22 protein-coding genes and 1 pseudogene are annotated in these 26631 nt (G+C 47.9%); 13 read left to right on the top strand and 10 right to left on the bottom strand.

Annotation, left to right across the window (positions count from 1 at the left end):
- Positions 1-68 precede the first annotated feature (68 nt).
- The gene (locus H1A11_RS14480) at positions 69-1766 is read left to right on the top strand and encodes a Na/Pi cotransporter family protein (RefSeq protein WP_005834507.1); all 1698 of its coding nucleotides are present in this window, start codon (positions 69-71) and stop codon (positions 1764-1766) included.
- Here the strand turns inward: H1A11_RS14480 and rd are convergent.
- Positions 1763-1924, bottom strand: coding sequence for a rubredoxin (gene rd, locus H1A11_RS14475; protein WP_181757373.1), 162 nt, complete (start codon positions 1922-1924; stop codon positions 1763-1765). The two genes, H1A11_RS14480 and rd, sit on opposite strands and share 4 nt — an antisense overlap.
- A gap of 141 nt (positions 1925-2065) precedes the next feature.
- Between rd and H1A11_RS14470 the strand changes: the two are divergent.
- From H1A11_RS14470 to H1A11_RS14425, 10 genes and pseudogenes are all read left to right on the top strand, one after another.
- Positions 2066-2484, top strand: a pseudogene (locus H1A11_RS14470) (sensor histidine kinase); the annotation flags it as partial.
- A 90-nt stretch (positions 2485-2574) separates the two neighbouring features.
- Positions 2575-5259, top strand: a complete 2685-nt coding sequence (locus H1A11_RS14465) for a calcium-translocating P-type ATPase, PMCA-type (RefSeq protein WP_181757372.1) — start codon at positions 2575-2577, stop codon at positions 5257-5259.
- 2 nt (positions 5260-5261) lie between these two features.
- Positions 5262-5882: an HAD family phosphatase gene (locus H1A11_RS14460; protein WP_005830542.1), complete on the top strand. Its 621-nt coding sequence runs from the start codon at positions 5262-5264 to the stop codon at positions 5880-5882.
- Positions 5866-6807, top strand: coding sequence for a bifunctional riboflavin kinase/FAD synthetase (locus tag H1A11_RS14455; protein ID WP_181757371.1), 942 nt, complete (start codon positions 5866-5868; stop codon positions 6805-6807). The genes H1A11_RS14460 and H1A11_RS14455 overlap by 17 nt, the downstream gene beginning before the upstream one ends.
- 225 nt (positions 6808-7032) lie before the next feature.
- On the top strand, positions 7033-7518 hold the full coding sequence (locus tag H1A11_RS14450; protein ID WP_181757370.1) for a DUF3836 domain-containing protein: 486 nt from the start codon (positions 7033-7035) through the stop codon (positions 7516-7518).
- Between the two features lie 179 nt (positions 7519-7697).
- A complete protein-coding gene (locus H1A11_RS14445) occupies positions 7698-8492 on the top strand; it encodes a CPBP family intramembrane glutamic endopeptidase (RefSeq protein ID WP_181757369.1) in 795 nt (264 codons plus the stop codon).
- The gene (locus tag H1A11_RS14440) at positions 8489-9157 is read left to right on the top strand and encodes a DUF2975 domain-containing protein (protein WP_005830532.1); all 669 of its coding nucleotides are present in this window, start codon (positions 8489-8491) and stop codon (positions 9155-9157) included. The genes H1A11_RS14445 and H1A11_RS14440 overlap by 4 nt, the downstream gene beginning before the upstream one ends.
- A gap of 17 nt (positions 9158-9174) precedes the next feature.
- The gene (locus H1A11_RS14435; RefSeq protein ID WP_034529397.1) at positions 9175-9777 is read left to right on the top strand and encodes a DUF2975 domain-containing protein; all 603 of its coding nucleotides are present in this window, start codon (positions 9175-9177) and stop codon (positions 9775-9777) included.
- 15 nt (positions 9778-9792) lie between these two features.
- The gene (locus H1A11_RS14430; protein ID WP_119961391.1) at positions 9793-10434 is read left to right on the top strand and encodes a DUF2975 domain-containing protein; all 642 of its coding nucleotides are present in this window, start codon (positions 9793-9795) and stop codon (positions 10432-10434) included.
- A gap of 43 nt (positions 10435-10477) precedes the next feature.
- The gene (locus tag H1A11_RS14425; protein ID WP_005830522.1) at positions 10478-10681 is read left to right on the top strand and encodes a helix-turn-helix transcriptional regulator; all 204 of its coding nucleotides are present in this window, start codon (positions 10478-10480) and stop codon (positions 10679-10681) included.
- 218 nt (positions 10682-10899) lie between these two features.
- On the opposite strand, the gene H1A11_RS14420 is transcribed toward H1A11_RS14425, so the two are convergent.
- The 3 genes from H1A11_RS14420 to H1A11_RS14410 are packed head-to-tail and all read right to left on the bottom strand — an operon-like array spanning position 10900 to position 13316.
- Positions 10900-11322 carry a SufE family protein gene (locus H1A11_RS14420; protein WP_181758098.1) on the bottom strand — a complete coding sequence of 141 codons (423 nt, stop codon included), beginning with the start codon at positions 11320-11322 and terminating at the stop codon, positions 10900-10902.
- A gap of 45 nt (positions 11323-11367) precedes the next feature.
- Positions 11368-12381 carry a M28 family peptidase gene (locus H1A11_RS14415; protein ID WP_130080317.1) on the bottom strand — a complete coding sequence of 338 codons (1014 nt, stop codon included), beginning with the start codon at positions 12379-12381 and terminating at the stop codon, positions 11368-11370.
- Complete coding sequence (locus H1A11_RS14410; RefSeq protein ID WP_181757368.1) at positions 12378-13316, bottom strand: LD-carboxypeptidase; 939 nt, start codon at positions 13314-13316, stop codon at positions 12378-12380. The genes H1A11_RS14415 and H1A11_RS14410 overlap by 4 nt, the downstream gene beginning before the upstream one ends.
- Before the next feature lie 226 nt (positions 13317-13542).
- Here H1A11_RS14410 and H1A11_RS14405 point away from each other — a divergent pair, with 226 nt between their 5' ends.
- Positions 13543-14463, top strand: a complete 921-nt coding sequence (locus H1A11_RS14405) for a phosphate acyltransferase (RefSeq protein WP_117600190.1) — start codon at positions 13543-13545, stop codon at positions 14461-14463.
- A 44-nt stretch (positions 14464-14507) separates the two neighbouring features.
- The gene (gene buk / locus H1A11_RS14400; protein WP_117600191.1) at positions 14508-15569 is read left to right on the top strand and encodes a butyrate kinase; all 1062 of its coding nucleotides are present in this window, start codon (positions 14508-14510) and stop codon (positions 15567-15569) included.
- A 150-nt stretch (positions 15570-15719) separates the two neighbouring features.
- Here the strand turns inward: buk and H1A11_RS14395 are convergent, their stop codons facing one another.
- The 6 genes from H1A11_RS14395 to H1A11_RS14370 form a co-directional block, all read right to left on the bottom strand.
- Positions 15720-17648 carry a trehalase family glycosidase gene (locus H1A11_RS14395; RefSeq protein WP_181757367.1) on the bottom strand — a complete coding sequence of 643 codons (1929 nt, stop codon included), beginning with the start codon at positions 17646-17648 and terminating at the stop codon, positions 15720-15722.
- Between the two features lie 20 nt (positions 17649-17668).
- Entirely contained in the window at positions 17669-20812 is a 3144-nt protein-coding gene (locus tag H1A11_RS14390) for a glycoside hydrolase family 2 TIM barrel-domain containing protein (protein ID WP_181757366.1), read from the bottom strand.
- 78 nt (positions 20813-20890) lie between these two features.
- A complete protein-coding gene (locus H1A11_RS14385) occupies positions 20891-21493 on the bottom strand; it encodes a lysine exporter LysO family protein (protein WP_005830487.1) in 603 nt (200 codons plus the stop codon).
- On the bottom strand, positions 21490-21768 hold the full coding sequence (locus tag H1A11_RS14380; RefSeq protein ID WP_117600194.1) for a LysO family transporter: 279 nt from the start codon (positions 21766-21768) through the stop codon (positions 21490-21492). The genes H1A11_RS14385 and H1A11_RS14380 overlap by 4 nt, the downstream gene beginning before the upstream one ends.
- 130 nt (positions 21769-21898) lie before the next feature.
- The gene (locus H1A11_RS14375; protein ID WP_117974443.1) at positions 21899-23419 is read right to left on the bottom strand and encodes a RagB/SusD family nutrient uptake outer membrane protein; all 1521 of its coding nucleotides are present in this window, start codon (positions 23417-23419) and stop codon (positions 21899-21901) included.
- A gap of 23 nt (positions 23420-23442) precedes the next feature.
- Complete coding sequence (locus H1A11_RS14370; RefSeq protein ID WP_174646652.1) at positions 23443-26562, bottom strand: TonB-dependent receptor; 3120 nt, start codon at positions 26560-26562, stop codon at positions 23443-23445.
- Positions 26563-26631 lie beyond the last annotated feature (69 nt).

The raw sequence follows: 26631 nt of genomic DNA, 5'->3' as shown, positions 1-26631 counted from the left end.
GTGGGTTGACACGTTAAATATAGGACATTATAACACGTGAAGGAATGAAACACCTTAAATAATTAAAGATGGAATATTCTTTTTATGATTTTTTAAAGCTACTCGGCTCATTGGCACTGTTTCTTTACGGAATGAAGATTATGAGTGAGGGGCTTCAAAAATTTGCCGGTGACAGACTGCGGAAAATATTGACCGCAATGACAACCAACAGAGTGACCGGTGTGTTGACGGGCGTGCTGATTACAGCACTTGTACAATCTTCCTCTGCAACCACGGTGATGGTTGTAAGTTTTGTCAATGCGGGGTTGTTAACGCTTTCACAGTCCATAGGTGTCATAATGGGTGCTAATATCGGTACGACTGTTACGGCATGGATTATTTCAGCTTTAGGTTTCAAGGTGGACATTGCCGCCTTTGCTCTTCCTCTTCTTGCTTTCGGCATTCCTCTCCTCTTCTCTCAAAAAAGTAACCGCAAGTCTGTCGGTGAATTTATTTTCGGTTTCTCATTCTTGTTCATGGGGCTTTCCTATTTGAAAAACAATGCTCCTGACTTGAGCCAGAATCCTGATATGCTGTCATTTGTGCAGGACTATACCGACATGGGCTTTATCTCCATACTCCTTTTTGTGGGTATCGGTACGGTGTTGACCATGATTGTGCAGGCATCTGCGGCAACTATGGCCATTACGCTTATTATGTGCGCCAACGGCTGGATTAGTTTCGAATTGGGGGCAGCACTGGTTTTGGGAGAGAATATCGGTACAACCATCACGGCAAACCTTGCGGCGCTGACCGGTAATACGCAGGCGAGGAGGGCTGCTTTGGCTCATTTGGTATTCAATGTGTTTGGTGTGATATGGGTGTTGTGTCTTTTCACCCCCTTTACCGAGGCTGTGTCATGGTTCGTAGAGAACGTGATGGGTACTAAAGATCCGGCTGTGGCCGTATCCTTCAAGCTTTCGGCATTCCATACTTGCTTCAATATCTGCAACGTGCTGATATTGATATGGTTCGTGAAGTTTATCGAACGTACGGTCTGTGCCATTATTCCAATGAAGGAGCAGGACGAGGAATATCGCTTGCGTTTTATCTCGGGCGGTATGCTTTCTACGGCAGAGCTGTCCATCCTGCAGGCAAGCAAGGAAATACATCTCTTTGCCGAACGTACCCGCCGTATGTTCGGAATGGTGCAGGACTTGCTGCATACGGAGAAGGATGATGATTTCAACAAAGTGTTCAGCCGTGTGGAGAAGTACGAGAATATCAGTGACAGCATGGAGCTGGAGATTGCCAATTATCTGAATCAAGTGTCCGAAGGGCGCCTGAGTTCGGAAAGTAAGTTGCAGATACGTGCCATGCTGCGTGAAGTGACGGAGATAGAGAGCATCGGCGACAGCTGCTATAATCTGGCACGTACCATCAACCGCAAGCGCCAGACCAACCAGGATTTCACTGAGAAGCAGTACGAGCATATCCATTTCATGATGAAGCTGACGGATGATGCCTTGGAGCAGATGATTGTCGTGGTGGAACATCCGGAGCATGCGGGCGCGGATGTGAACAAGTCCTTTAATTTAGAGAACGAAATCAATAATTACCGCAATCAGCTGAAGAATCAGAATATCTTGGATGTGAATAACAAGGAATATGATTACCAGATGGGTGTTTACTATATGGACATCATTGCAGAATGTGAAAAGCTGGGCGACTATGTGGTGAATGTAGTGGAAGCCAGCAGCGATATAAAAGAAAAGAAAGCGTCTTAGGACGCTTTCTCAAATTCTTCTTTGCCTACTCCGCACAAGGGGCAAACCCAATCTTCGGGAAGGTCTTCGAAAGATCTTCCCGGTTCTATTCCATTTTCAGGGTCGCCTAATTCAGGGTCATAGACATAATCGCATACAGTGCAAATGTACTTTTCCATAAATTTCTTTTTTAGGTTTATTCTTCTATAATAACGTTTAAAAGCCCTTTTTGTTTTATTGTTGAACAAAATAGTCTATTTTTGTTTCTTATTAAAACAACATTTATGAAAATGGCCGACAAGCTGTTCTGGGCGATTATGCGGGATGCCATAGAGAATGCCGGCTGTTCCAAATCGGTGTTTCTGGCGAATATGAGCCATGAAGTCTGTACTCCGTTGAACGTAATTGTCGGATTCTCGGAATTGCTGGCCTCTGCATCGACGGGCGAGGAGGAGATACTGTTACTGGAAATTGTGCAAAGTTATTTCTACGTAAAAGACACGGGAACCGGTATTCCTTAGGAGAAGTTGCCACATGTTTTTGAACGTTTCGTCAAGCTGAAGCAGGGAAAGGAAGGTACCGGACTGGGGCTCTCCATTTGCCAGACCATTGTCCGCAAATTGAGGGAGGCGAAATAGGCGTGGAATCGGAAGAAGGGGCAGGTTCGACTTTCTGGTTCACATTGCCGTGGGAGCCTGCAACCGGACCGAAACTGGTAAGGGAAAAAGAGAATCGATGACAGTCAATTAATCACTAATCATTATATAGGTATTGTTTTCCCGGATTATTATTGTATTTTTGCGTTCCAAAATTAAACCTAAAGACTTGCATGACTGCAATAAAGGATGATTATTATCATGTCGGGCTGACCGACGAACAAGTGCGGAAGAGCCGCGAGGAACATGGAGTAAATTTATTGACGCCTCCTAAACGGCCTTCTTTATGGAAATTGTATCTGGAGAAGTTTGAGGACCCCGTAGTAAGGGTATTGCTGGTTGCCGCTCTGTTTTCTTTGATTATTTCCATTGTAGAGAATGAATATGCCGAGACTATCGGCATTATAGTAGCCATTCTGCTGGCTACCGGTATCGGTTTCTTCTTTGAATATGATGCCGGAAAGAAGTTTGACCTGCTGAATGCAGTGAACGAAGAAACTTTGGTGAAAGTAATTCGTAACGGACATGTGCAGGAGATTCCCCGTAAAGATGTAGTGGTGGGTGATATCGTGGTGCTGGAAACCGGTGAAGAGGTTCCGGCGGACGGTGAATTGCTGGAAGCCATTTCCCTGCAAGTGAACGAATCGAATCTGACCGGTGAGCCGGTAGTGACGAAAACTACCGTAGAAGCCGACTTTGACGAAGAGGCTACGTATGCTTCCAACCGCATTTTACGCGGTACAACGGTGGTGGATGGACATGGCGCCATGCGTGTGGAGGCTGTGGGCGATGCTACGGAAATCGGTAAAGTGGCACGTCAAAGTACCGAACAGAATACGGAACCTACTCCACTGAATATTCAGTTGACCAAATTAGCCAATCTGATTGGAAAGATTGGCTTTTCCGTAGCGGGTCTGGCTTTTCTCATTTTCTTTGTAAAGGATGTGGTACTGGTCTATGACTTTTCTTCATTCCACACCTTCCGTGATTGGCTGCCGGCCTTGCAGGCTACTTTGCAATACTTTATGATGGCAGTTACCCTGATTGTGGTGGCTGTGCCCGAAGGATTGCCGATGAGCGTAACACTCAGTCTGGCGTTGAACATGCGCCGTATGCTCTCCACCAACAATCTGGTGCGCAAGATGCATGCATGCGAGACGATGGGAGCCATTACAGTGATTTGTACCGACAAGACCGGTACATTGACCCAAAATCTGATGCAGGTGCATGAACCCAATTTCTATGGTTTGAAGAATAACGGGCAGTTGGGGAATGATGACCTCAGCAAGCTGGTAATGGAAGGTATCAGTGCTAACTCCACTGCTTTCCTGGAAGAAGAGGTGCCTGGCGAGAAGCCGAAAGGGGTGGGTAACCCCACGGAGGTGGCACTGCTGCTTTGGCTGAACAGCCAAGGATGCGACTATCTGGCGTTGCGTGAGAAAGCTACGGTTATCGACCAGCTGACTTTCTCTACGGAAAGAAAATTCATGGCTACTCTGGTGCAATCTCCCTTGATTGGGAAGAAGGTGCTGTATGTGAAGGGAGCTCCCGAGATTGTTTTGGGTAAATGCAAGGAGGTCATGTTGGACGGCAAGCGTGTGGATGCGGTGGAATACCGTTCTACAGTGGAGGCTCAGTTGCTCAACTACCAGAATATGGCTATGCGTACACTTGGCTTTGCATTCAAGATTGTGGATGATGCGGAAGCGTCTGATTGTGTGTCATTGGTTGCTGAAAATGACTTGTCATTCCTGGGTGTGGTTGCCATCAGTGATCCTATCCGCCCGGATGTGCCTGCGGCCGTTGCCAAATGCCAGTCGGCAGGTATCGGAGTGAAGATTGTGACGGGAGATACACCGGGTACAGCTACCGAGATAGCACGCCAGATTGGTCTGTGGAAACCGGAGGATACGGAAAAGAACCGCATTACGGGAGCTGCATTTGCCGAATTGACGGATGAGGAGGCATTGGACCGTGTGATGGACCTGAAGATAATGTCGCGTGCACGCCCCACAGACAAACAGCGTCTGGTGCAACTGTTGCAGCAGAAAGGTGCGGTAGTGGCTGTGACGGGTGACGGCACGAATGATGCTCCTGCGTTGAACCATGCGCAAGTGGGACTTTCGATGGGTACCGGAACCTCCGTTGCCAAGGAGGCCAGCGACATCACGTTGCTGGATGACTCTTTCAACAGTATAGGTACGGCCGTGATGTGGGGACGTTCTTTATATAAGAATATACAGCGTTTCATTGTTTTTCAACTGACTATCAATTTTGTGGCTTTGTTTATCGTTCTCCTGGGTTCACTGGTGGGTACGACGCTTCCTTTGACTGTCACGCAGATGTTGTGGGTGAACCTGATTATGGATACGTTTGCGGCCCTGGCCCTGGCGTCCATTCCACCCAGTGAGAGCGTGATGAAGGAAAAGCCGCGTAAGAGTACGGATTTCATTATAACCAAGTCCATGAGGTATTACATTCTGGGAATGGGCTTTGCCTTTCTGGTATTACTTATGGGAATGCTCTTCTGGTTTAACAGTGAAGAGGGGGGGATGACTACCTATCGGTTGACTGTGTTCTTCACGTTCTTTGTTATGCTTCAGTTCTGGAACTTGTTCAATGCACGTGTGTTCGGCACTTCGGACTCGGCGTTCAAGGGCATTTCTAAATCTTATGGCATGGAGCTGATTATACTTGCCATTTTGGGCGGACAGATACTGATTGTACAGTTTGGTGGAGCTGTATTCCGCACAGTGCCGCTCGATTTTATGACTTGGATGACGATTGTCGTTTCTACTTCGTTTGTTTTGTGGATAGGTGAACTGGTTCGCCTTATCCGACGTTTAACACAGAAATAGTGATGAAAAGAAGAGGAATCAAGAACCTTATTATTGATTTTGGCGGAGTTCTGATTGATTTGGACCGCCAGCGCTGTTTAGAGAATTTCAGAAAGCTGGGATTGCCGGACGTGGAAGTCATGTTGGACCTCTATCACCAGCAGGATTTCTTCCAGAAATATGAAAAAGGGTTGATTACCAGTGCGGAGTTCCGGGAAGTGATTCGTGGAAAGATAGGGAAACCGGTGACTGATGCCCAGATAGATGACGCCTGGAACAGTTTCCTAGTGAGTATTCCTACTTTTAAATTGGATTTACTGTTGGAACTGCGCAAAAAATATGTGGTCTATCTGCTGAGCAACACCAATGAAATCCATTGGCAATGGTCGTGTCTGCACGCGTTTCGCTACAAGGCTTTCCGTGCGGAGGACTTTTTTGAGCATATCTATCTCTCTTATGAGATGAAGATGGCAAAACCGGATGCCGATATATTTCAGAAAGTACTGGATGAGACTGGTATTCTTCCCAACGAGACTCTTTTCATTGACGATTCTGAGGCCAATTGCCGGACAGCGGAGGCGTTGGGTATTTCTACCTATACGCCAAAGGCCCACGAGGATTGGAGACATGCAGTTGTTTTGTGAAACATCGGACATTGGTTCCCGTCCAAGTGTAGCCACTATCGGTTTCTTTGACGGAGTACATCGGGGACACCGCTACCTGATAGAGCAAGTGTGTGCGGTAGCTGCCGGGCATGGGCTTGCTTCGTCGGTCGTGACTTTTCCGGTACATCCGCGTAAAGTGATGCAGGCCGATTATCATCTGAAGTTATTGACCACCTGTGATGAGAAAGTTTCCCTACTAGCCAAGACTGGGGTGGATTATTGCATGATGCTTGATTTCACTCCTGAAATAGCCCGGCTTTCGGCACGGGAATTCATGTTCATACTGAAGGAACGCTATCAGATACAAGCTTTGGTAGTGGGGTACGACCATCGTTTCGGGCATAACCGCAGCGAGGGTTTTGAGGACTATGTGCACTATGGTCGCGAATTGGGTATGGAGGTGCTTCTTGCGCGCGCGTATGCTTATAGTAAGGAAGCATCGGTAACGGAGGTTACTGTCAGCTCCTCGGCTATTCGCGGTCTGTTGCAGGAGGGAAACGTTTCGGAAGCTGCCGAGTATCTGGGATATGATTTCTTTTTGGACGGTACGGTTGTCGGCGGCTATCAGGTGGGGCGTAAGATAGGTTTTCCTACGGCTAATCTCCGTGTTTCCGATCCTGACAAGCTGATTCCCTGCGATGGTGTGTATGCCGTCCGTGTCTGTGTTGAAGGCAAGGAGTACGGCGGTATGTTAAGCATTGGCTACCGGCCTACGTTGGAGAACGGCCCCGATCGCAGTATTGAGGTCCATATATTCCGGTTTGATGCTGACATTTATCAGCAGCCGATGCGTCTTTCCTTTGTGCGCCGCACCCGTCCTGAACTGAAATTCGACAGTATAGAAGAACTTGTTGCCCAGCTTCACCGTGACGAGGTGGAGATTAAATCCATTCTTTCTTTATAAGTATAAGGCGATAAGGTCATTTATCCCCTTGCAGTTCTATGTATTTTCCCGTTTGAAGTGTTTGTTTTCTGTATATTTATCGTAAAACACGTTTTTTTTATTGTTTTTCGATAAATATTTTCTGTTTTTCTTTGTCATATCAAAAAAAGGTCTTTTATTTGCATATCGAAAAACGATAAATGATTATCGAAAAACAAAATAAAGAATTAATAAAACAATAACGGTATGAAAACTTTAGTAATGACAACAATTTTTGTAGTGACAGTAGTGATAAATGCTTTTGGTGGTAATATCCAGGAAAACTTTGCCTATAATGAAGTGATGAACGGAAATCAGGTGGAGTCCCAGATTGTATATAAAGTAGAGAACGGTAAGTTTCTGCAGAACCATTTGAAATACAATTTCAACTATGATGCCCAAGGGCGTACGATACAGAAGGAAGCGTTGAAATGGAACGAGATTGAGCAGGCGTTTGAACGCTTCTATTGCTTGAACTACAATTATACGGAAGCCGGTACGGATGTGGAATATGCCTTGTGGGACAACAAGACGAATGCCTACTCCGATGTGAAAGAAAAAGCTGTTTATCTGCAGGCGGGAGATGACATCAACTACTTGAGTTACAAATGGAGTAAGAAGGACAACGACTGGAATCTGTTGGTGGAACATGCCACTGCGGAGGAAGACGTATTGCTTCTGGCAGTGAAATAAATGAAGAACAATATAGAATGAGGGAGGGGTTTAGGTTATGAGAAGAGCATTCATGAGTATTACACTATTGGTATTGTCACTTTCTACAGTGATGGTGCTGCTGATGGGACTTGTTGCCACAGCTTGACGGATTGACAGAGAAAATGTGTATCTTTGCGAACTTTTAGACGAATAGAACAATGAAAACGGCAATAAAACTAGTATTGATTTACTTTTTGATGCAGATTGTAGGAGCACTGTTTGCAGGACCTTTCTGTCTGCTGTATACGTATTTCGCTTATGGTGCTTTTGACGCGGGCAAGGCGGGAGAGATTGCTGTGGCACCTACCATGTTGCTGGGTTTCGTTTTCATGGGGTTGTACTTGTGGCGTAAGAACTACCTGACGGGAGACAAGCATCTGTATTCTCCGGTGTCAGTCCCTTATCTGGCATGGAGCCTGCTTGCCGGAATGACTTCCATATGTATAATAGGTCTTCTGATGTCCGAACTTACTTTTTTGCCCAATTTGTTGGACCAGACATTTGATATACTGCAATCCGGTTGGCTGGGTATTCTCTGTATTTCTGTTTTGGGACCCGTACTGGAAGAACTGCTTTTCCGTGGTGCCATTACCAAGGAGCTGCTTCGCAGATATAGCCCGGCAAAGGCTATCTTGTTTTCCGGGTTGATATTTGGTATCTTTCATCTGAATCCGGCTCAGATAATAGGTGCTTGCTTCATCGGTTTCTTGCTTGCCTGGCTTTATTATAAGACACGGAGTCTGATGGCATGTATTCTGATACACATCATGAACAATGGCTTGTCTGTCTATCTGAGCCTGAAACATCCTGAAATGGAGGATGTGACACATCTGCTGAGTAACCCGTATGTACTGGTTGGGGCAGTGGTTTTCATATTGTTGCTTCTACTCTCCTTGAAACAACTGAATAAATATAATATATCTGATACTAATACAACAACAACTGAATTATGAAAAGAAGATTGAACATTCTCTGCCTGGTGGTAATGCTTGTACTGAGTTACTCGGTATTGGAGCAGGGGTACTATATCTTTCTGGGAGCCAAGATGGGGGCGCAGACCGGACTGGAGCTGGGAAAGAAAGGGAGTGACATTGCTGCCTACAAGGAACTGATGAACCTGAAGGTTGTCAACCTGATACCTTCTTCCATGGAGTCGTTTGATTTCTTCAGGGATTCCGTCTACAATGAGAAAAGCAGGAGTTATGTGCCTGCAGCCTACTCTTCGTTGATGGTCAGCGTAGATTCTCATGATTCTGTCGGGAAAGTGGTGGCAAAGTATTTGCTGATATATCTGCATTTGGGCTTTTCCCTTTGGGCGGTAGTATTGTTTATCCGCTTGATAATCTCTATCAACAAGTCCGACATCTTCAACTGGCGGAATGTACGTCGGCTGCGTCGGTTGGGAATGGCACTGGTTGTCAGCTTCTGCTGTACCTTTGCGTCATCATATCTTGATTTTATAGGTATCGATACCGTATTCTCGCTGCATGGTTACGAGCTGAGCCTCTCAGAATTGGTGAGCACTACCACGCTGGTACTTGGGCTTTGTTCGCTGATTGTAGGTGAAGTGTTTGCCATTGGGTTGAAGATGAAGGAAGAGCAGGACTTGACGATTTAATGAAAGGAGATACAATAATGAAAAAGATTCAGATATTGGCAATATTAGTTATTGTAGCATTAGTATTTACTGGTTTGAAAGGTGGAATTGAAGGTGCGGTTGATGGCTGGAATCAAGCAGGAGACAGTCGGGAGTTTGACTTCTCTACTGTAAATGTTGCAGTGAAGGCTGATGAGACTTTGATAGCAGATTCTCTTTTTAATAGTGTGGCAAAGCGGAATATTCCGTATTGTATTGAAACCCTGGAGACACAAGTGGAAGAGTCCGTTTGGGGTGTTGTATTGAATATTCTGATGTTTCCTGTGGCATTTGCCGGCTTGTATGGTTTTTTCTGTTTGATAAAGATGGTTATGGCTGTAACCCGTCGGGAAGTGTTTATTCGTGATAATGTATTTCGTATGCGTGTTTTTATTTATACAATCATTCTTATGGGAATACTTCTTGAACTGAAACAGTATTGTCAATATTGTGATGTCGTTTCTCAGATTCATTTGGCCGGTTATGAAATAGAGTCTTATTGGCTTAAATATCCTTGGTTTTATTTTTTGATATTAGCTCTTTTCACCGAGATATTCGCCATCGGCGTGAAGATAAAGGAAGAGCAGGATTTAACGGTTTAATGTGGGGGGAGGATTATGAAAAAGATAAGTATATTGGGTATCCTGGCTATATTGGTCATTGTTGCAGAGTTTGCTTATGCGATGATAGCGGGCTGGGTGGATATGAAGAATAGTTTTCTTGAGGGTTACAATAGTGTAAGTGTGCATTCGGGAACTCCACAGCCGGAGTATTCCGGTCTATTTGATAAGGTATATGTGGATGTAAGACCTTTGGAAACGACAGCAGTCGATTCCTTGACGAATCGTTTTGCCGATAAGTCAGTACCTTATCAGGTAAAGAGAATAGGCACTGTGATTGTCCCCACTGTCTGGAGTTCCATAGTGAACTTCTTTGCCATGTTTGCCATCATTCCTTTCTTTGTAGGAATCTATTGCCTGATACGTTTGCTGGTATCCATCTCAAAGCGAGAAGTGTTTACTTCGGATAATGTAGCCCGGTTGCGTTTCTTTACTTATTCGTTTGCTGCATTGTACGGCTTGATGACTTTGCACGATTGGCTGAATCATCTTGAAGCAGTGAAGCAAGTGGCTCTGCTGGGCTATGAAGTGGTTGCATCGCATGATACGGATTTCACATCTCTGGTTATTATAATTCTTTTCACCGAGATATTTGCCGCCGGGGTGAAGATAAAGGAAGAACAGGACTTGACTATTTAGGTGTGAGTGGGAAAAGAATAATTGATAAATAGAACACAATTATATGATTATAGTAAACCTTGACATAATGATGGCCCGAAGAAAGATATCTTTGGGCGAACTGGCGGAGAAGATTGATATTACGCCTGCCAATCTCTCTATTCTCAAAACCGGAAAGGCTAAGGCCATCCGTTTCTCTACACTGGAAGCAATCTGCAAGGAACTCGATTGCCAGCCGGGGGATATACTGGAGTTTAAGGAGGGATAAATGGGGAGAAGAAGGCGCAAGTAGAGGTTGAAATGCTTACCGCCTTAAGAAACTCCGTTTACATACTACAGTAAACGCCTTTACATACTATGGTAAACGTCGTTACTTCATAATGTAAAAGCCGTTACATTCTGGAGTAACGGCTTTTACATTATAGGGTAAACATCCGGTAAATATAATCTGCTGATTATTAGTTTATATATTGTCGGTCGTAACCTTTAGATGCCTTTCGCTTTGAAGGCCAACGCATATATTCGCATCTGCTTTACCATGGACAGCAGTCCGTTGCTACGGGTGGGCGACAAGTGTTCCTTCAGTCCTATTTTATCAATGAAATAGAGGTCGGCATTCAGTATCTCATCCGGTGTGTGCCCGGAGAGTACTTTGATAAGCAGTGAAATGATTCCTTTCACAATCAGTGCGTCGCTTTCGGCCTGGAAAATAATTTTTCCGTCCACTTCGTCTGCCTGCAGCCATACGCGGCTCTGGCAACCTTCAATCAGGTTTTGTTCCGTCTTGTATTTTTCGTCGAGCGGTTCCTGCTCGTTTCCTAAATCAATAAGAAGTTGGTACCGGTCCATCCAATCGTCGAAATCATTGAATTCGGCAATTACTTCATCTTGTACTTCGTTGATACTTATCATGGGATTTACTATTTTACTATTTACGATTTACTATTTGATGGTCTATTTCTCATTGTAGATGACTTCCAGCAAGGTCTGTCCCACGGCGTTGAGAGTGCCCTTATCGATGATGTCCATGGTGTCGTCTATCGTGTGCCAGAAGTCACCGAAGCCGGTGTCGCAGTTCGGGTCATAGTTGATGATGTCCACGCAGGGAATCTGCCGCAGGTTGTATACATACATATGGTCGTCCGTCACTTCGGTGCCTTTTTCTTTGGGGAAGAAGTTGCCGAAGCCCAGGCGGTGGGCTGTGTTCCATATCTTGTTCACGTACTTACCGGCGGTTCTTTGAGAGAACTGTTCTTTGTAGAAGGTGGCATTCTTTCCGCCCACCATGTCAAGCAGGATGCCGTAGCGGGCATTATAACCGTCTACATGGGGTACTCGTCCCCAATATTGCGAGCCCAGGCACCAAGTGTCGTTCTTGTATGCACCTTGATAGAAGTAGGGGATGCCATAGTCTTCGGCGTCAAAGAAGATGATGTCGATACCGATGGCTGGAGCCTGCTGTTGCAGTTGGCGGGCCACTTCGAGCAATACGCCTACACCGCTGGCTCCATCGTTCACACCCAGGATGGGGCTGTGATGCTTCGTCTTGTCAGCATCCTGGTCGGCATAAGGGCGGCTGTCCCAATGGGCACAGAGCAGTACACGCCTTTTGCTTTCCGGATTATAGGCGCCGATAACATTGCGCGCCTTCAGGATGGTGTTGTCGTAAGCCACCAGGTCGGCATACTGGTTGTATACTTTGGCGCCGAATTCCTCCAGCTTCTTGGCAAGGAATTCTCCGCAGGCTTTGTGGGCGGCGGTGTTGGGCACGCGCGGACCAAAATCCGCTTGGGTCTGTATGTATTGGTATGCACTGTCTGCACTGAACTGAGGCACTTGGACAGTCGCTTGGGTCGCATCGCCCTCACTGTTATTATCGGCTGCAGACTTGCTGCTGTTGTTGCTGCATGCCACTATCGCTACAATCAGCAACAGCAGCAACGGGATGAATGTATAATTCCGTTTCATTCTCTTTCTGTATTAAAACTTAGTTTCACTTCTTTCTTTCCAACTTCCAATGTTACCGCAGCACCGTTTATCAACGGTACGTTCATGCTGACATGTCCGACGGGAAAATCGAAACATATCGGATAATCGTATTCCTTCACCAAATCGGCCAATGCACCATATAGGTCTTTTCCCAGGGACTTGTTCTCCTCGTATTCGGTGAATTGTCCGATGATGAGGCCGGAAAGCTTGTCGAGGACACCGCCCAGTTTGAGATTGTACATCATGCGTTCCACCGCATGCGGGCGTTCTCCCACATCTTCGATGAAGAGAATGGTGCCTTCGGCGGGAATGTCGTACGGAGTGCCGCGCAGCCCGTAGAACACTGACAAATTGCCGCCGCGCAACACGCCTTTTCCCTTTCCTTTATGATTTAGTTTGTGCCCCGGGCAGACATAACTGAATGCTTCCGTTCCTCCCAATGCCTGCCCGAACAGTACATCCTTCAGTGCTTGTGTGCAGAAGTCGTCTTCCGGTTCTACTGTGAGATGGCGCGCCATGGGGGCGTGCAACGACGCGAAGCCGTTCTGCTGGAACAGATTATGGAGGGCGGTGATGTCACTGAATCCGATGAGCCATTTGGGATGCTGCCTGAACTTGGTAAAATCCAGTTTGCCTATCAGATGCACGGCTCCGTAACCGCCCCGGCTACAGAATATGACTTTGGCTTCTTCATCGTCCATGGCTTCCTGCAGGTCTTCGAGGCGTTGCCGGATACTTCCTGCATACGTTCCGTTGGAACTCCCCGCATGCTTTGCGAATACGACTTCCAGCCCCCAGGACTTCAAACGTTTGTAGGCGCCTTTCAGGAAAGATTTGTCAATCTTGCTGGAAGGGGAGAGAATAATGACACGGTCACCTTCCTGCAGATACGGAGGGAAAATAAGACTACCCATACTATATTATCAATCTATTTTGGGCAAAAGTACATAATTCACCACAGATATCACAGATTAACACGGATTTTTAACAGAAGAGAGCGAGGAGAGGGGAATATGTTCTGTGCAAATTCGTGTCATCTGTAGTGAATATATCAAAATGATATTAAACATATAAAATTTCAACGGGATAAATGCTGCATTTCTCGACATTTTTTTAGATATTTGCTAAAAATCTAACGTTATGGAACCAATACGGAACTTTGCCCAGTTAACAGCCCACCTGAAAACCTTGAATAAGAGGAAACGTATTGCGGTAGTCTGTGCCAATGACCCTAATACAGAATATGCCATATCCCGTGCCTTGGAGGAGGGGATTGCGGAATTTCTGATGATTGGCGATTCTGCCATATTGGAAAAATATCCCACCTTGAAGAAATATCCTCAATATGTCAGTACCTTGCATATAGAAGATTCTGATGAGGCTGCACGTGAGGCGGTGCGTATCGTACGCGAGGGTGGAGCAGATATCCTGATGAAAGGCATCATCAATACCGACAATTTGCTACGTGCCATTCTGGACAAGGAGCATGGTTTGTTGCCTAAAGGAAAGATTCTGACCCATCTGGCCGTGATGCAGATACCTACTTACGATAAACTGCTCTTTTTCTCCGATGCTGCGGTCATTCCCCGCCCGACGCTTCAACAGCGCATTGAAATGATTTGGTATGCCATTCATACTTGCCGCCATTTCGGGATAGAGCAGCCACGTATCGCGCTGATTCATTGCACGGAGAAGGTCAGCGCCAAATTCCCCCATTCTTTGGACTATGTGAATATTGTGGAACTGGCGGAAGCCGGAGAGTTCGGCAATGTCATCATCGACGGTCCGCTGGATGTGAAGACCTCTTGTGAGAAGACGAGCGGTAACATCAAAGGCATTGTATCACCGATTGACGGGGAGGCGGATGTGTTGATATTCCCAAACATCGAATCGGGAAATGCTTTTTATAAGGCTGTATCTCTGTTTTCTCATGCCGATATGGCCGGGTTGCTGCAAGGACCCTCATGTCCGGTGGTATTACCGTCGCGTAGCGATTCTGGTTTGTCCAAATATTACAGCATTGCCATGGCTTGCCTGACCAGCGGGGTGAAAGAGTCTTAATTGTAATTAGTAATTTGTAGTTCGTAATTTGTAAATCGTAATCAATGAAAATACTGGCAGTAAATCCCGGTTCCACCTCGACAAAAATTGCTGTCTATGAGGATGAAACTCCCCGTCTGGTACTCAACATCCGGCATTCGGTGGAGGAACTTTCCCAATTTCCCCGCATCATCGACCAGTTCGAATTCCGCAAGAAGTTGGTACTGGAAGCTTTGGACAACAATGGAATCCCTTTTGAATTTGACGCTATCGTGGGGCGTGGAGGATTATTGAAACCCATTCCGGGTGGTGTTTATGTAGTGAATGACGCCATGTTGGATGATATTGCCCATGCGATGCGCAGCCATGCATGTAACTTGGGATGCCTGATTGCTTCCGAACTGGCAGCTCTGCTTCCCGGTTGCCAGGCTTTTATTGCAGATCCCGGTGTAGTGGATGAGTTGGATGAAATAGCCCGCATTACGGGTTCGCCTTTGATGCCACGTATCACCATTTGGCATGCCCTGAACCAGCGTGCCATCGCCCGGAGATATGCTGCCGAGCACAACACCCGATACGAAAACTTGAACCTGGTTATCTGCCATCTGGGTGGCGGCATTTCTGTGGGGACACACTGCAAGGGGCGTGCCGTCGACGTGAACAATGCACTGGACGGTGAAGGTCCTTTCTCGCCGGAACGTGCCGGGACCTTGCCTGCCGGGCAGCTGATAGACGTTTGCAGCTCCGGTCGTTTTACCAAAGAGGAACTGAAGAAGCGTATTTCCGGTCGTGCCGGTTTGACGGCACATTTGGGTACGACAGATGTTCCTGCCATCGTAAAGCGGATAGAGGAGGGGGACAAGCACGCGGAACTGGTGCTGAATGCAATGATTTATCAGATAGCCAAGTGTGTGGGCGCTGCTGCTGTTGTGCTTTATGGTAAGGTGGACGCCATTCTGCTTACGGGAGGTATGGCACATTCCGAGTACATCACTTCACGATTGCAGGAGCGCGTGTCTTTCCTTGCTCCTGTTCACGTCTATCCCGGAGAAGACGAATTGGAAGCATTGGTACTGAATGCGCTGGGAGCTTTGCGTGGAGAGCTTCCGGTGCAGGTTTATCGGTAATAAGCATATTTTTTGTGCTCTTTAGCGGAACACTTTGCCTCAGCGTACAAAATAGTTTGTTTCCATACAGCAAGACACTTTGTTTCTTTCTCTTGAAACAAAGTGTCTTGCTGTATGGAAACAAACCGTTCCGTTATATAGAGACTCGGTTTATTTACCGTAATCGTCGTACATCATCAACAGATGTGAGGAGCTCCAGCTGAAATGGGGAGCTTTCAGGCGTCCGCCGGTATGGGTTCCGTAGTTCTCGTGGATGGGAGCACCCTCTTTCAGCCCGCTTAGGCGGTCGAAGACTTGCAGCGTATATTCATCTGCCAGCTGGTTGTAGCCGTAGTTGCGCAGTCCGCGAATGGCAAAGTAGGTTTGGTCCAGCCAGATGGGGCCACGCCAGTAGCCGCGCGGATTGTATTTGGGATTGTCGGCGGCAATGGTAGGGAAGGGGATATACGTGGAGAACTTTGCCGTATCTTGAAGTATGGGCAGCATGCTGTCCACTTGCGCCTGTGTGGCAATCCGGGTCCACAACGGAGTGTAGGCTTCGCAGCCCGGCTCTTCGATGAATGAACCGTCCTTCAGACGGCGGTCGCAGAAGAAGTTGATGTTCTTGTCAAAGAAATAGTCGGCTACCTGGCTACTGTAGTCCGGTGCGTCGAAAGGTATCTTCAGCAGGCTGGAGAACTTCTTCAGCAGTTTGCATTCCAGTGCCAGATAAGCGTTCAAGTCCACACTCTCCTGATCCATACTCCAGGCATCCTCGTAGCCTTCGTTTTTCAGCATCACGGCGCCGTCAAAACGGATGGCGTTGTCCATGCCGCTTTCCCAGGCGGCAGCTTCCAGTGTTCCGTCGGTAGCACCGTATTCGCACATGCCATTGCGGTTGTGGTCGCGCTTCTCGTACCACCATTTATAATAGGAGAGCAGTTGCGGATACATCTCGGCAACGAAGGCGGTGTCACCCGTATGGGTAAATATTTCATCGACAGCCCAGCATACCAAGGGAGGTTTGCTGTCACGGGCATTGTTCTCGGAGGGGTCAGTGTAGATACAGTCGATAATCATGCCGTCCGGTTGCTGGTAGTCGAACATGGCTCGGATGTTGTTCTTGGCCAGTTCGGGGTCGAATTTGGCGGTTCCGGCACTGAAGCGCCAGCTATCCCATGCCCAAAAGCCGACGAAATAGCCTACGGCATGGCTCGGGATGATGCCTTCGTGAAGCAATCCGCCGCGGTGTGTCCGCCAATTGGAGATGAGCGTGGTGACGGCTTTCACGGCGATACGGTCATATTCGGGCTTCATGTCCTTGCGCAGTATCTTGGTGAGGTAACCTTCCCAACGTTCGGCATTGGCTTGCAGGGCGGGGGCGGGATTGTTGAGCAGGCCCGGCAGGTTTTGCAGGCCGGCAGTCATCTCTTTTTCGGAAGTGAAGAAAGAGATGGCTACGTTGACGGGGTAGCGCGGAGAGCGGACGAGGGCTGTATAGTTATTGTCGGTCTTGGCCAGCTCTACATTAGGAGTGAAGGTCACGGTCACGGTTTCGCCACTGGGATGACGGGCGATGACGGAGTTCTGTTCTACGCTGACGGTGATGTCTTTGCCCCATTGGCTACCGGAGAGCAGCAGGTCTTCAGCCGTGTCGGCTTCGATGCGCAGCAAGGCGGTCGAGGCACTTGTGAAGTTGAGCCGTTGCGTGATGCTCCCGTGGGTGGAATGTGCTGACATATAGAGCTCGCCGGGGTAATAGCAAGTGGAATCCGGAACAAAAATCTCTTGTGTATCTTTGGCAAAGCTTACGACGGCGGCTGACTGTGCCATCCACTGGCGGCGGAACATATCGAGGCTGAAGGGGCCGCAGAAGCCGTTGACCCATTGTTGCCGTTCGGGCAGCGTGAAGCCCATCCACGAGCCGGCGTCGGTGAACCAACCGTAGCAGCGGTGCAGGGTGTCGGGAGTGTAGGAGATGTCCAGTATGTCGGCGAAGGTATACCGTTTCTCCGTAGTGCTTTTCATGCCGGGGGTGCAGGCTGCGATGCCTGCGGCCAACAATGTGAAGCAGAGTATGCGTATAAATTTGTATTTCATATGAATGAGGTATTTAACGGTTATTTGTGCGCTTGTTCCGCCGCATCATCCTCCGGTGCGAGAGGGGCGAGCGTGAAGTTGTATTTCCATTCGTGCGGAGTGATGGTGTACTCGGGATGAACTTGTGCTCCCCAGGTATTGTCACCGCCTACGCCCATCTGCTTGTGGTCGATGTTGAGCCATACCATATCTTTCTTCTGGATGCTTCCACCGTGGCGGCGCTCCATCTGCGAGGGACGGTATTCAATGTCCTCCATAGGGAAGTTCCAGGCGCTGACGCTTAACGGTTCTTCGCCCACTACCAGCAGACCTTCACCGGCAGCATTGCGCAGGGCCACCCAGCGTACGTCACAATGATTGGCCGTCTCTTGGGCACGTACATACGGATGGAATTGTTCCCACACCGTGGCGTTGTAGAGGCCTATCAATGCTCCCGTCTTGCGGTCGGCATACGTCTCTTGCGGACCACGGCCCAGCCAGGTCATCATTTCATATTCGGCAGGGAGTATCATGCGCATGCCCAGGCGCGGCATTTCACTCAATGGCTTCTTGCCGGGGGTGAAGTGCATGGTTACTTGAACCTTGCCGTCGGGAGTGATTTTGTAGAGAGTCTGCAAATCAGCATCTTGTTCTTCCATGCGGTAGGTCGCAGTGACAGTAGCCGTTTGTCCGGCTTCCGCAACTTCGATATGCTGTAGTTTGGCATCGCGTCCAGCGTTTTTCCAAGTGCCGCAGCGTATCAGATGTCTGTTTGGAATGTCATTGTCAGTCAACGGGCGCCAGAAGTTGGGTTGCAGCCCTTCCTTAATCAGATTCTTTCCGTTGTAGTTCAGCTCTGTCATTTCACCGTTTCGGGTAGAGAAAGCTACCTGGAAGTTATTGCCTTTCACGGTCAATGCTTCGTTGTTGCGGTTTACGGTCAACGTTCCCTCCACCGGCTGAACGGTTTTGGCTGACGGGACGGAAGGCAGTTCCCATTGTTCGATGGCAACCTCGTGTCCTTTCGGTACTAATGGCGCTTCGTGCTTGGTGAATGCACGAAGTGTGAGGAAATACTCCTTGCCGTCGGCAGGCAGCGCTTTCAGTGGCAATTCTATGTTGGCAGAGTTTCTGGGAGTAATCTTGGGGAAATCCATCTCACCGTTCTGAACGGTCTTGCCGTCGCATTCCACTGCCCAGCGGAGGGTATATCCTTCCAATCCGATGAAATCGTGCCAGTTGGTGACCTTTATCTTGTTCGGGGTGAAGGCGAGCGGTTCGAAATGGATGTATTGCAATACCTTCTTCACTTCGTAGATGTGCGGGTGCGGGGTGCGGTCGGCAGCAATCAAGCCGTTGGCACAGAAGTTGGAGTCGTTGACGACGCCTACAAATCCCATGTCGCCGCCAAAAGCCCAGATGTCGTGCTGGTTCTCGTCCTTGATGGCAAACGTCTGGTCCACCCAGTCCCAAATGAAACCGCCTTGCAGCTGGTCGTACTTGTAAATCAAGTCCCAGTAGTCCTGGAAGTTACCTACGCTGTTACCCATGGCATGGGCATATTCGCAAAGAATCATGGGGCGGGCATCACGTTGGTTCACGTGTTGGCGCAACCTCCAGATGCGTGCGTACATGGGGCAATAGATGTCGCTCTTGGAGTTGTAGCCACCCCCTTCGTATTGTATGGGACGAGTAGGATCTATCTTCTTGGTATAGTCATACAGCGTTTCGAAGTGCTTGCCGTAGCCCGACTCGTTGCCCATGGACCAAGTCACGATGGCGGAGTAGTTGCGGTCGCGCGCAATCATACGACTCATCCGCTGCATGAAAGGCACCTCCCAGGCGGGGTAGTTGGCAAGGGTCTCATCTTTGTGGAACATCATGCCATGGCTCTCGATGTTGGCTTCGTCTACCATATAGAGTCCGAATTCCGTGCAAAGCTCGTACCACGCATAGTTGTTCGGGTAGTGGCAGTTGCGTACACCGTTCAGGTTGAACTGCTTCATCAGCTGGATGTCGTGTATCATGGAAGCTACGGTGATGGTACGTCCCTTGTGCGGGTCGTGCTCGTGACGGTTCACCCCCTTGAAGAGGACGGCCTGGCCGTTAATCATCTGCATGCCGTTCATCATTTCCACGGTACGGAAGCCGAAAAGGTGCGTAAAGGATTCCTGCGGTTTTCCTTGTGCATCAAAGGTGCTGACTACCAGCGTGTAGGTGTTCGGTGTTTCGGCATTCCAGGCTCGTGCATTCGGGAACACTTGCTGCTGGGTAAACAAAGTGTCTGTGGCAGAGGTTATGGACTTTTTCCGGTCATAGATAACCTTGTCCTTGTCCATTACCTTGACTTCCACCGTTTCTCCGGCTTTAGGCCGATGGAGGAATACGTCCAGCTTTAGTTCGCCATCCTTGTAGTTGTTTATCAGTTCCGCTGTCATCCGGAAGTCCTTGACGCGGCTCTGGGGGCGGGCGTAGAGATAAACACTCCGTTCGATGCCGCTGTATTTCCAGTAGTCCTGGCCTTCCAGGTAGGAACCGTCGCTATAACGGAATACTTTTACTGCCAGTTTATTGTTGCCCTTCTTCAGCAGGTGGGTGATGTTGAAGTGCGACGGTAGGCGGCTGTCTTCTGCATATCCTGCCAATTCGCCGTTTACCCATACATAGTAGGCAGACTCCACCCCTTCGAAATCAAGAAAGATGTCCATGCCTCCCCAGCTAGCCGGGACGGTGAACTCGCGGATATAAGCACCTACGGGATTGTAGTCGGTAGGCACGTAGGGCGGATTGGGCGGGAACGGATAACGGGTATCTGTATAGATAGGTGCATCGAAGCCTTGCAGTTCCCAGCTTCCCGGAACTTCAATTTTACTCCACTTGCGGGTACTGAATCCGGGCTTGTGAAAGTCTTTGGGGCAGAGGTCATTGTTCTTTGAAAAAAGAAATTTCCAGGTGCCGTCCAGAGTGATACGGCGTTCCGTTGCAGAATTAACGTCGAACCGTACGTCGGCGGGCAAGGCACGTTGTTTCAATGCGTTGGCTTCATTCGTAAACGGAGTGAAGTGGGCGTGCATCGGTTCTCTGTTCATTTCGTTGACTTGCGGGTTTTGCCACGGCTCATTGTCTGCCAGGGCACCGGTGCAAAGCAGCGAAGAGAGAAGAAAGGTATAAAGTTTGGTCTTCATATTATTAATGATTAATTGGAAGTTGAAAATGGAAAATGGGAAACGGAAAATTTTCACCTTTCACCTTTCCATTTTCAGCTAAATAGAACAAAACAATGTCACTAAGAATGGGACGCTGAAGTCTACTACAAATCCATGGAAAATGGAAACTACTACAAACTGCTGTCCGGCTGTCCGTGTGATGATGGGCAGTGTGGTGTCCATCGTCGTGGCTCCTCCGGCAGAGATGGGAGCAAGGTTTCCGAACCATCGTACCAGCAACGGAGCGGCTAGCAGTGTCAGAATCTCCCGGCTGATATTGGCAAGCAGGGCGATGGTGCCCAGCTCGGCTCCCTTGTATTCGGTAATGAAGATACTGGAGAGCGAGTAATAGCCGAATCCGGAACCTACGGCCAGACAGTCCGTTATAGAACGGTGTGTCAGAATCAGGCTGACGGCTGCGGAGCCTGCTAGCGTTCCCAGTATCGTCATGATGGGCAGGAATACCAGTCGCGGATTGAGTGAACGGAAATTCTTCAGGGTTTGCGGGTCGTTACCCACGCTCAGCCCTACACTGAACATCAGCGCACAAAGCGCGTAGTAGCTGATGTTGGTTTCTGCAATATCAAAGGGCAACAGATGGCATACGCCACAAATCGTACCCAGTACGAAAAAGCCCACTATGATAAGACTTCCTTTCATGCCCTTCCTCCTTTCTTGTTATACAAGGCTCTCCACAATGCCCAGGCGGCGATGACGCTTCCCAAGGTTCCTCCCAGGGTGAGTATCACAGCTTCAAGGCCTATGGTATGGAGTCCCTTGATGATTTGCTCGTTGCTTCCGACCTCGATGCCGAGGATAAACAGCAGCAACCAGATGAGCAGGGTGATGATTTGGTGGATTTTCTTTAAGTCCCGTTTCCGTAAGAGATAGCCCAGCAGCATTCCCGTGAGCATTAGTCCGATGATTGTAAACATATCTATGTCGTTTTTTAGTGGCAAAGATAGTATGGTCTATTTTTGCAGGTGCAAAGATAAAGCTTTCAAAGCAAACAAGGCGGCATTGCCGGGGGCGAATGCCGCCTTGATATACTATTTGGGAAAAGGATTATTCGTTTATTTTATTGTTGGTCTGAATCTCCATCAGAGGAATGGGCAGGAAGGAATGGGTAGATGCACTGAATCCGGTTCTGCCGTCAGCCTTCATGGCTTCGTCCAGTTTGCCCCAACGACGGAGGTCATAGAAGCGTGAGTTTTCCAGTGTGAATTCCACCAGACGTTCATGTTCAATCTGTGCTTTAACAGCAGCTTGGTCACTTCCGGTCATGGCAGGCAGTTTGCCGTGCACGCTACGTACTTCGTTAATCAATGGAATGGCTTTTTCTGGATGGCCTTGTTCATTGTAGATTTCAGCCTTCATCAGCAGTACATTGGCATAACGCATCAATGGCATGTTGGTACCTACGTAGTTTTGTGCATAGTCGCTCCAAGTTGAAGGCATGTATTTACGGTAATTATATCGGGTGGCAGAATTCTCATCATAGATGTCATCGTAATTGTACCCCAGAATGTGCCCGCCTTCATAGTAATACGGATCATCAAACATCATGGAACCATAGGCACGGGCATCGTACATGTTACCTTCGGCAATGCGTCCTTCTTTCAGGAATTCGTTGTACATCATGTCGCTGACACGGATTTCGTCCCAACCGGACATGCTGCCCGGAGCTACCCAGAAGTGGAGTACGTGCTTGTGGAAAGTACCGTCGGCCGTACTGTTGGTAAACTGAAGTTCCAGAATGGACTCTTTGCAATTCTTGTTGGTTCCGTCGAACATGCTTCCGTAGTCGGACTCCAGTTCGTAGCCGGTCACTTTGTTGAAAGCGGCTTCTGCCAGCCCCAGGTATTCGGCCTTTTTGTCACTTTCTTCATAAGCACGGGTTAAGTAAGCCCATCCCAGGTAAGAGTAGGCTGCTCCTTTGGTTACACGTCCCGCTTCGGAAGAAGGGCGGTCTTGTGGCAGCATGCTGCCTGCTTTGTCCAGTTCAGCACAGATAAAGTCCCATGCTTCCGTTCTGGTAGACAATGCTTTGTGAGTCTGGGATTCTCCGGTCAGATATTCATTGCGGATAATGATTTTCTCCCAGCTCATAATCAGTTTGAAATGATAGTAGGCACGCAGGAACAGAGCTTCGCCCGTAAGATGGTTCTCGTCATCGGCACTCATCTTCTCACCGCTGGTCTGTACTTTGTCAATACCGTATAATACGTTGTTGGCGTAGTTGATGCCATTGTAATTGTTCATCCAGTATTCTTTGATGCTGGAGTTCTCATTGTTGTAGGTGAACCCGTACAATGCAGCCCATTCCGGATAGTTGTTGACGTCCTGGCCTTTTACCATCTCATCGCTACGGAAGGTTTCCACAACAAACTTGACTTCTGCAACCGTGTAAGAGCCGGTGCGGTTATCCAGCTGGCCATATACCGCTGATAGACCTGCCTCTACATCGGCTTTATCTCTCCAGTATTTGTCTGTAGAAAAGTCGGGAGACTCTGTCGTCAGGAAATCATCGCATCCTGCCAGTAAGGCGGCGCATAAGAAAGAGGCTATATATATAATTTTTTTCATTGTCTTCTTGTTTTTAATGGTGATTAGAATGTAACTTGCAGACCTACTACAAATGAGCGGGTGAACGGGTATACAAAGGAGTCTACACCGGTGTCCAGAATGCTTGAAGAGAATTCAGGGTCGATACCGGAATATTTGGTGATGGTAAAGAGATTCTCTCCACTGACATAGAGGCGGCATTTTTCAAGATACATTTTCTTAGCTAAAGCTCTGGACAAGCTGTATCCTAACTGCAACTGGCGAAGGCGGACGAAGTTACCGTTTTCGAGGAAGCGATCGGATTCACGGGTATTTTCATTCGGGTCACCCAGTACAGCTCTTGGCATGCTTGTTCCTGCGTTTTGCGGTGTCCATGCATTCATGGTGCTTGTGAAGTAGTTTCTACCGGCGTCCATTCCTTCATAATACAGACGGTTTACGTTGTAGAGTTTGTGCCCCCATGCACTGCCGAACTGGAAGGAAAGGTCAAAGTTCTTATAGGAACCGCTGAATGACAAGTTGGCTTCCACCTTGGGAATACCGGAACCGGAATATACCTTGTCGCCGGAGTCGATGCTTCCATTGCCGTTTACATCCTTGAAGCGGATATCACCAGCTTTGGCACTCGGCTGGAGACGTTCGCCTGCACTGTTTACGTAAGCAGCAGCTTCTGCATCAGTCTGGAATATGCCGTCAGTCTGATACAGCCAGAAGCTGGCTACCGGATAACCTTTCAGTGTTTGGGTTACGAAGTGGCCGTCACCCTTCCAGGCAGAACCATAAAGTATCTGGTTCGGGTCTGCCTTCAACATTTCGTTGTGGATGGTAGAAAGGTTGAAACCGATATTATAGTCGAAACCGTTGATGTTGTCTCCATAGTTCAATTCAAGCTCGAAACCTTTGTTTACCATCTTTCCTACGTTGACAGTAGGATTGTAGATACCTGCAGAAGGCGGCATGACTTTTTCAATCAGTAAGTCTTCCGTTGTGTTGTAATAGTAGTTAAGGCTACCGCTCAACTTATTGTTGAAAAGACCGAAGTCGAAACCGATGTTTTTGGTATCGGTAGTTTCCCAACGCAAATCGTCGTTTACCAGATAGAGGTTGGACATGCCGGCCCAAGGATTGCCACCTTGTATGTAGCTCATCCATTGGGTATTGCTGTTACTCATTGTTGGCGCATAATAGTAGCCCAGTGCACTCTCGCTACCCAGGCGTCCCCAGCTGGCGCGGAACTTCAAGTTGCTGATAGGGGTGTTTTTGGGGAAGAAATCTTCCTCACTGATTCTCCATCCCACTGCTACGGAAGGGAAGGTACCCCAACGGTTGTTTTTACCGAACTTGGAAGAGCCGTCGGAACGTACAGTCACTTGCAGCAAGTAACGGCTGGCGTATGAATAGTTGAAGCGTCCGAAGAAAGAAGCGCGGTTGTAATCGTAGAAAGTACCTGTGCCGGCAAATGTACCGCCGATACCAGCATCGATTGTGGGAGATGTCGGGTCGAAGAATCCGCCGGGAACCTCGCTGGAACTCAGACTGCCGCCTACTACATCATATTCGGTTTTCTTGCCTTCCACGCTGACAGAACTTTTATCCTGATGGGCGGAAATGATGGAGTTACCTATCATGGCAGTAACGGAATGCTTGCCGAAGTCTTTCATGAAGGTCAATACATTCTCGAATGTTTGCTTGCGATAGTATGAGTTGTACTCGTAGTTATAAGGATAGAGGCTCGGCTCTTGTGCATTGGCTTCGTATTTGGCACGATGATAACGGTCGTTGTAGTAGTAACCGTCGTACGTATAGCTTGTTTTGAATGTAAGCCACGGGGCGAGGTTCATGGTCAGACCGATATTGCCGGTAATGTCGTAACCCGTATATTTTCTGTCTTTGTAATGGTCGTCTGCCATGACATTACGGTTGGTTGGGAATTCCATCTTGGTACCGTCTACCGACATGTCGGTCAGACCGTATCCGTATGTCTGGTTTTCGTCGTAAACGGGCACCAGTGGCGAAATGGAGTACATTTCTTTTAAGGAATACTGAGGCTGTTTGCTTTGTGTGACCTTGAAGTTCAAGCTCGCATCGAAATCAAAGATATATTTGTGTGCATTCAGTTTCAGACGGGCATTGTCCTGGATGTAAGAGTTACCTTTAAAGATACCCTTCTCGTCGGCATGGCCATAAGAAAGTGAATATTTAGCAACTTCAGAACCTCCGATGAGGTTTACATAATAGTTCTGTGCGATGCCGGTACGGAGCATTTCATCCTGCCAGTTTGTATCGGCACCGGTAGGGTTCTGTCCATTCTTGTACGTAAGATAAGCGGGCTTGTTTGTCCCTGCATTCTCGTACATCATGTTGTGCACTTTCAAGTAGCCGTCTGCATTGAGCATGTCGAACTTCTTGGCTACCGAGTTGACCGTCATATATGTATTAAAGGAAACTTTCAGTTCTCCTTCCTTTCCGTTCTTGGTAGAAACGATGACTACACCATTGGCGGCCACAGAACCGTAGATGGCAGCGGCGGCACCATCTTTCAGGATTTCCATGGATTCGATATCCTGCGGATTGATGGTGTTGATGTCGCCAGGATACCCGTCGATGATGTAAAGCGGCTCATTGTCACCCATAGTCTTGATACCACGGATTTTTACGGAAATGCTTGCACCTGCATTACCTCCCGATTTCAATACGCTTACACCGGCAATTTTACCTTGCAGTGCTTCGGTTGCGCTGGTAGTGGCACGTTTCATCAAATCTTCCGCTTTCACCGAAGAAATGGCACCGGTCATGTCGCTCTTCTTCATCGTACCGTAACCTACGACTACGACTTCATCCAGCATTTCAGAATCATCTTTCAATGCTATTTTGATGTTCTTCTGCCCGTTGAGGGGAATTTCCTGGGTTACATAACCCACATAAGAGATTACCATAGTTGCTTTAGGAGAGACTGTCAACGTAAAGTTGCCGTCAACGTCGGTGATGCAACCATTGCCGGTTCCTTTCTCCAAGATACTGGCACCGATAAGAGATTCTCCTTTGGTATCGGTTACGGTACCGGTTAGCTGGATGGTTTGCGCTAATGCACTTAGCGGCGCTAGACATACAAAGAGCAAAGCAAGTAGTAATGCTCTTTGCAAATACTGTTTAATTTTACCCATGTGTGATAAAGTTTTTTAAGGTTAATACTTTGTTTTTCACAAGGGCAAAGGAAGTGATATAATTATAAG

It is taken from the genome of Bacteroides sp. CACC 737 (assembly GCF_013874375.1).
Classification (GTDB): domain Bacteria; phylum Bacteroidota; class Bacteroidia; order Bacteroidales; family Bacteroidaceae; genus Bacteroides; species Bacteroides uniformis.
The sequence above is the reverse complement of the archived record's forward strand: the minus strand, read 5'-3'. Positions and strand labels throughout refer to the sequence as shown.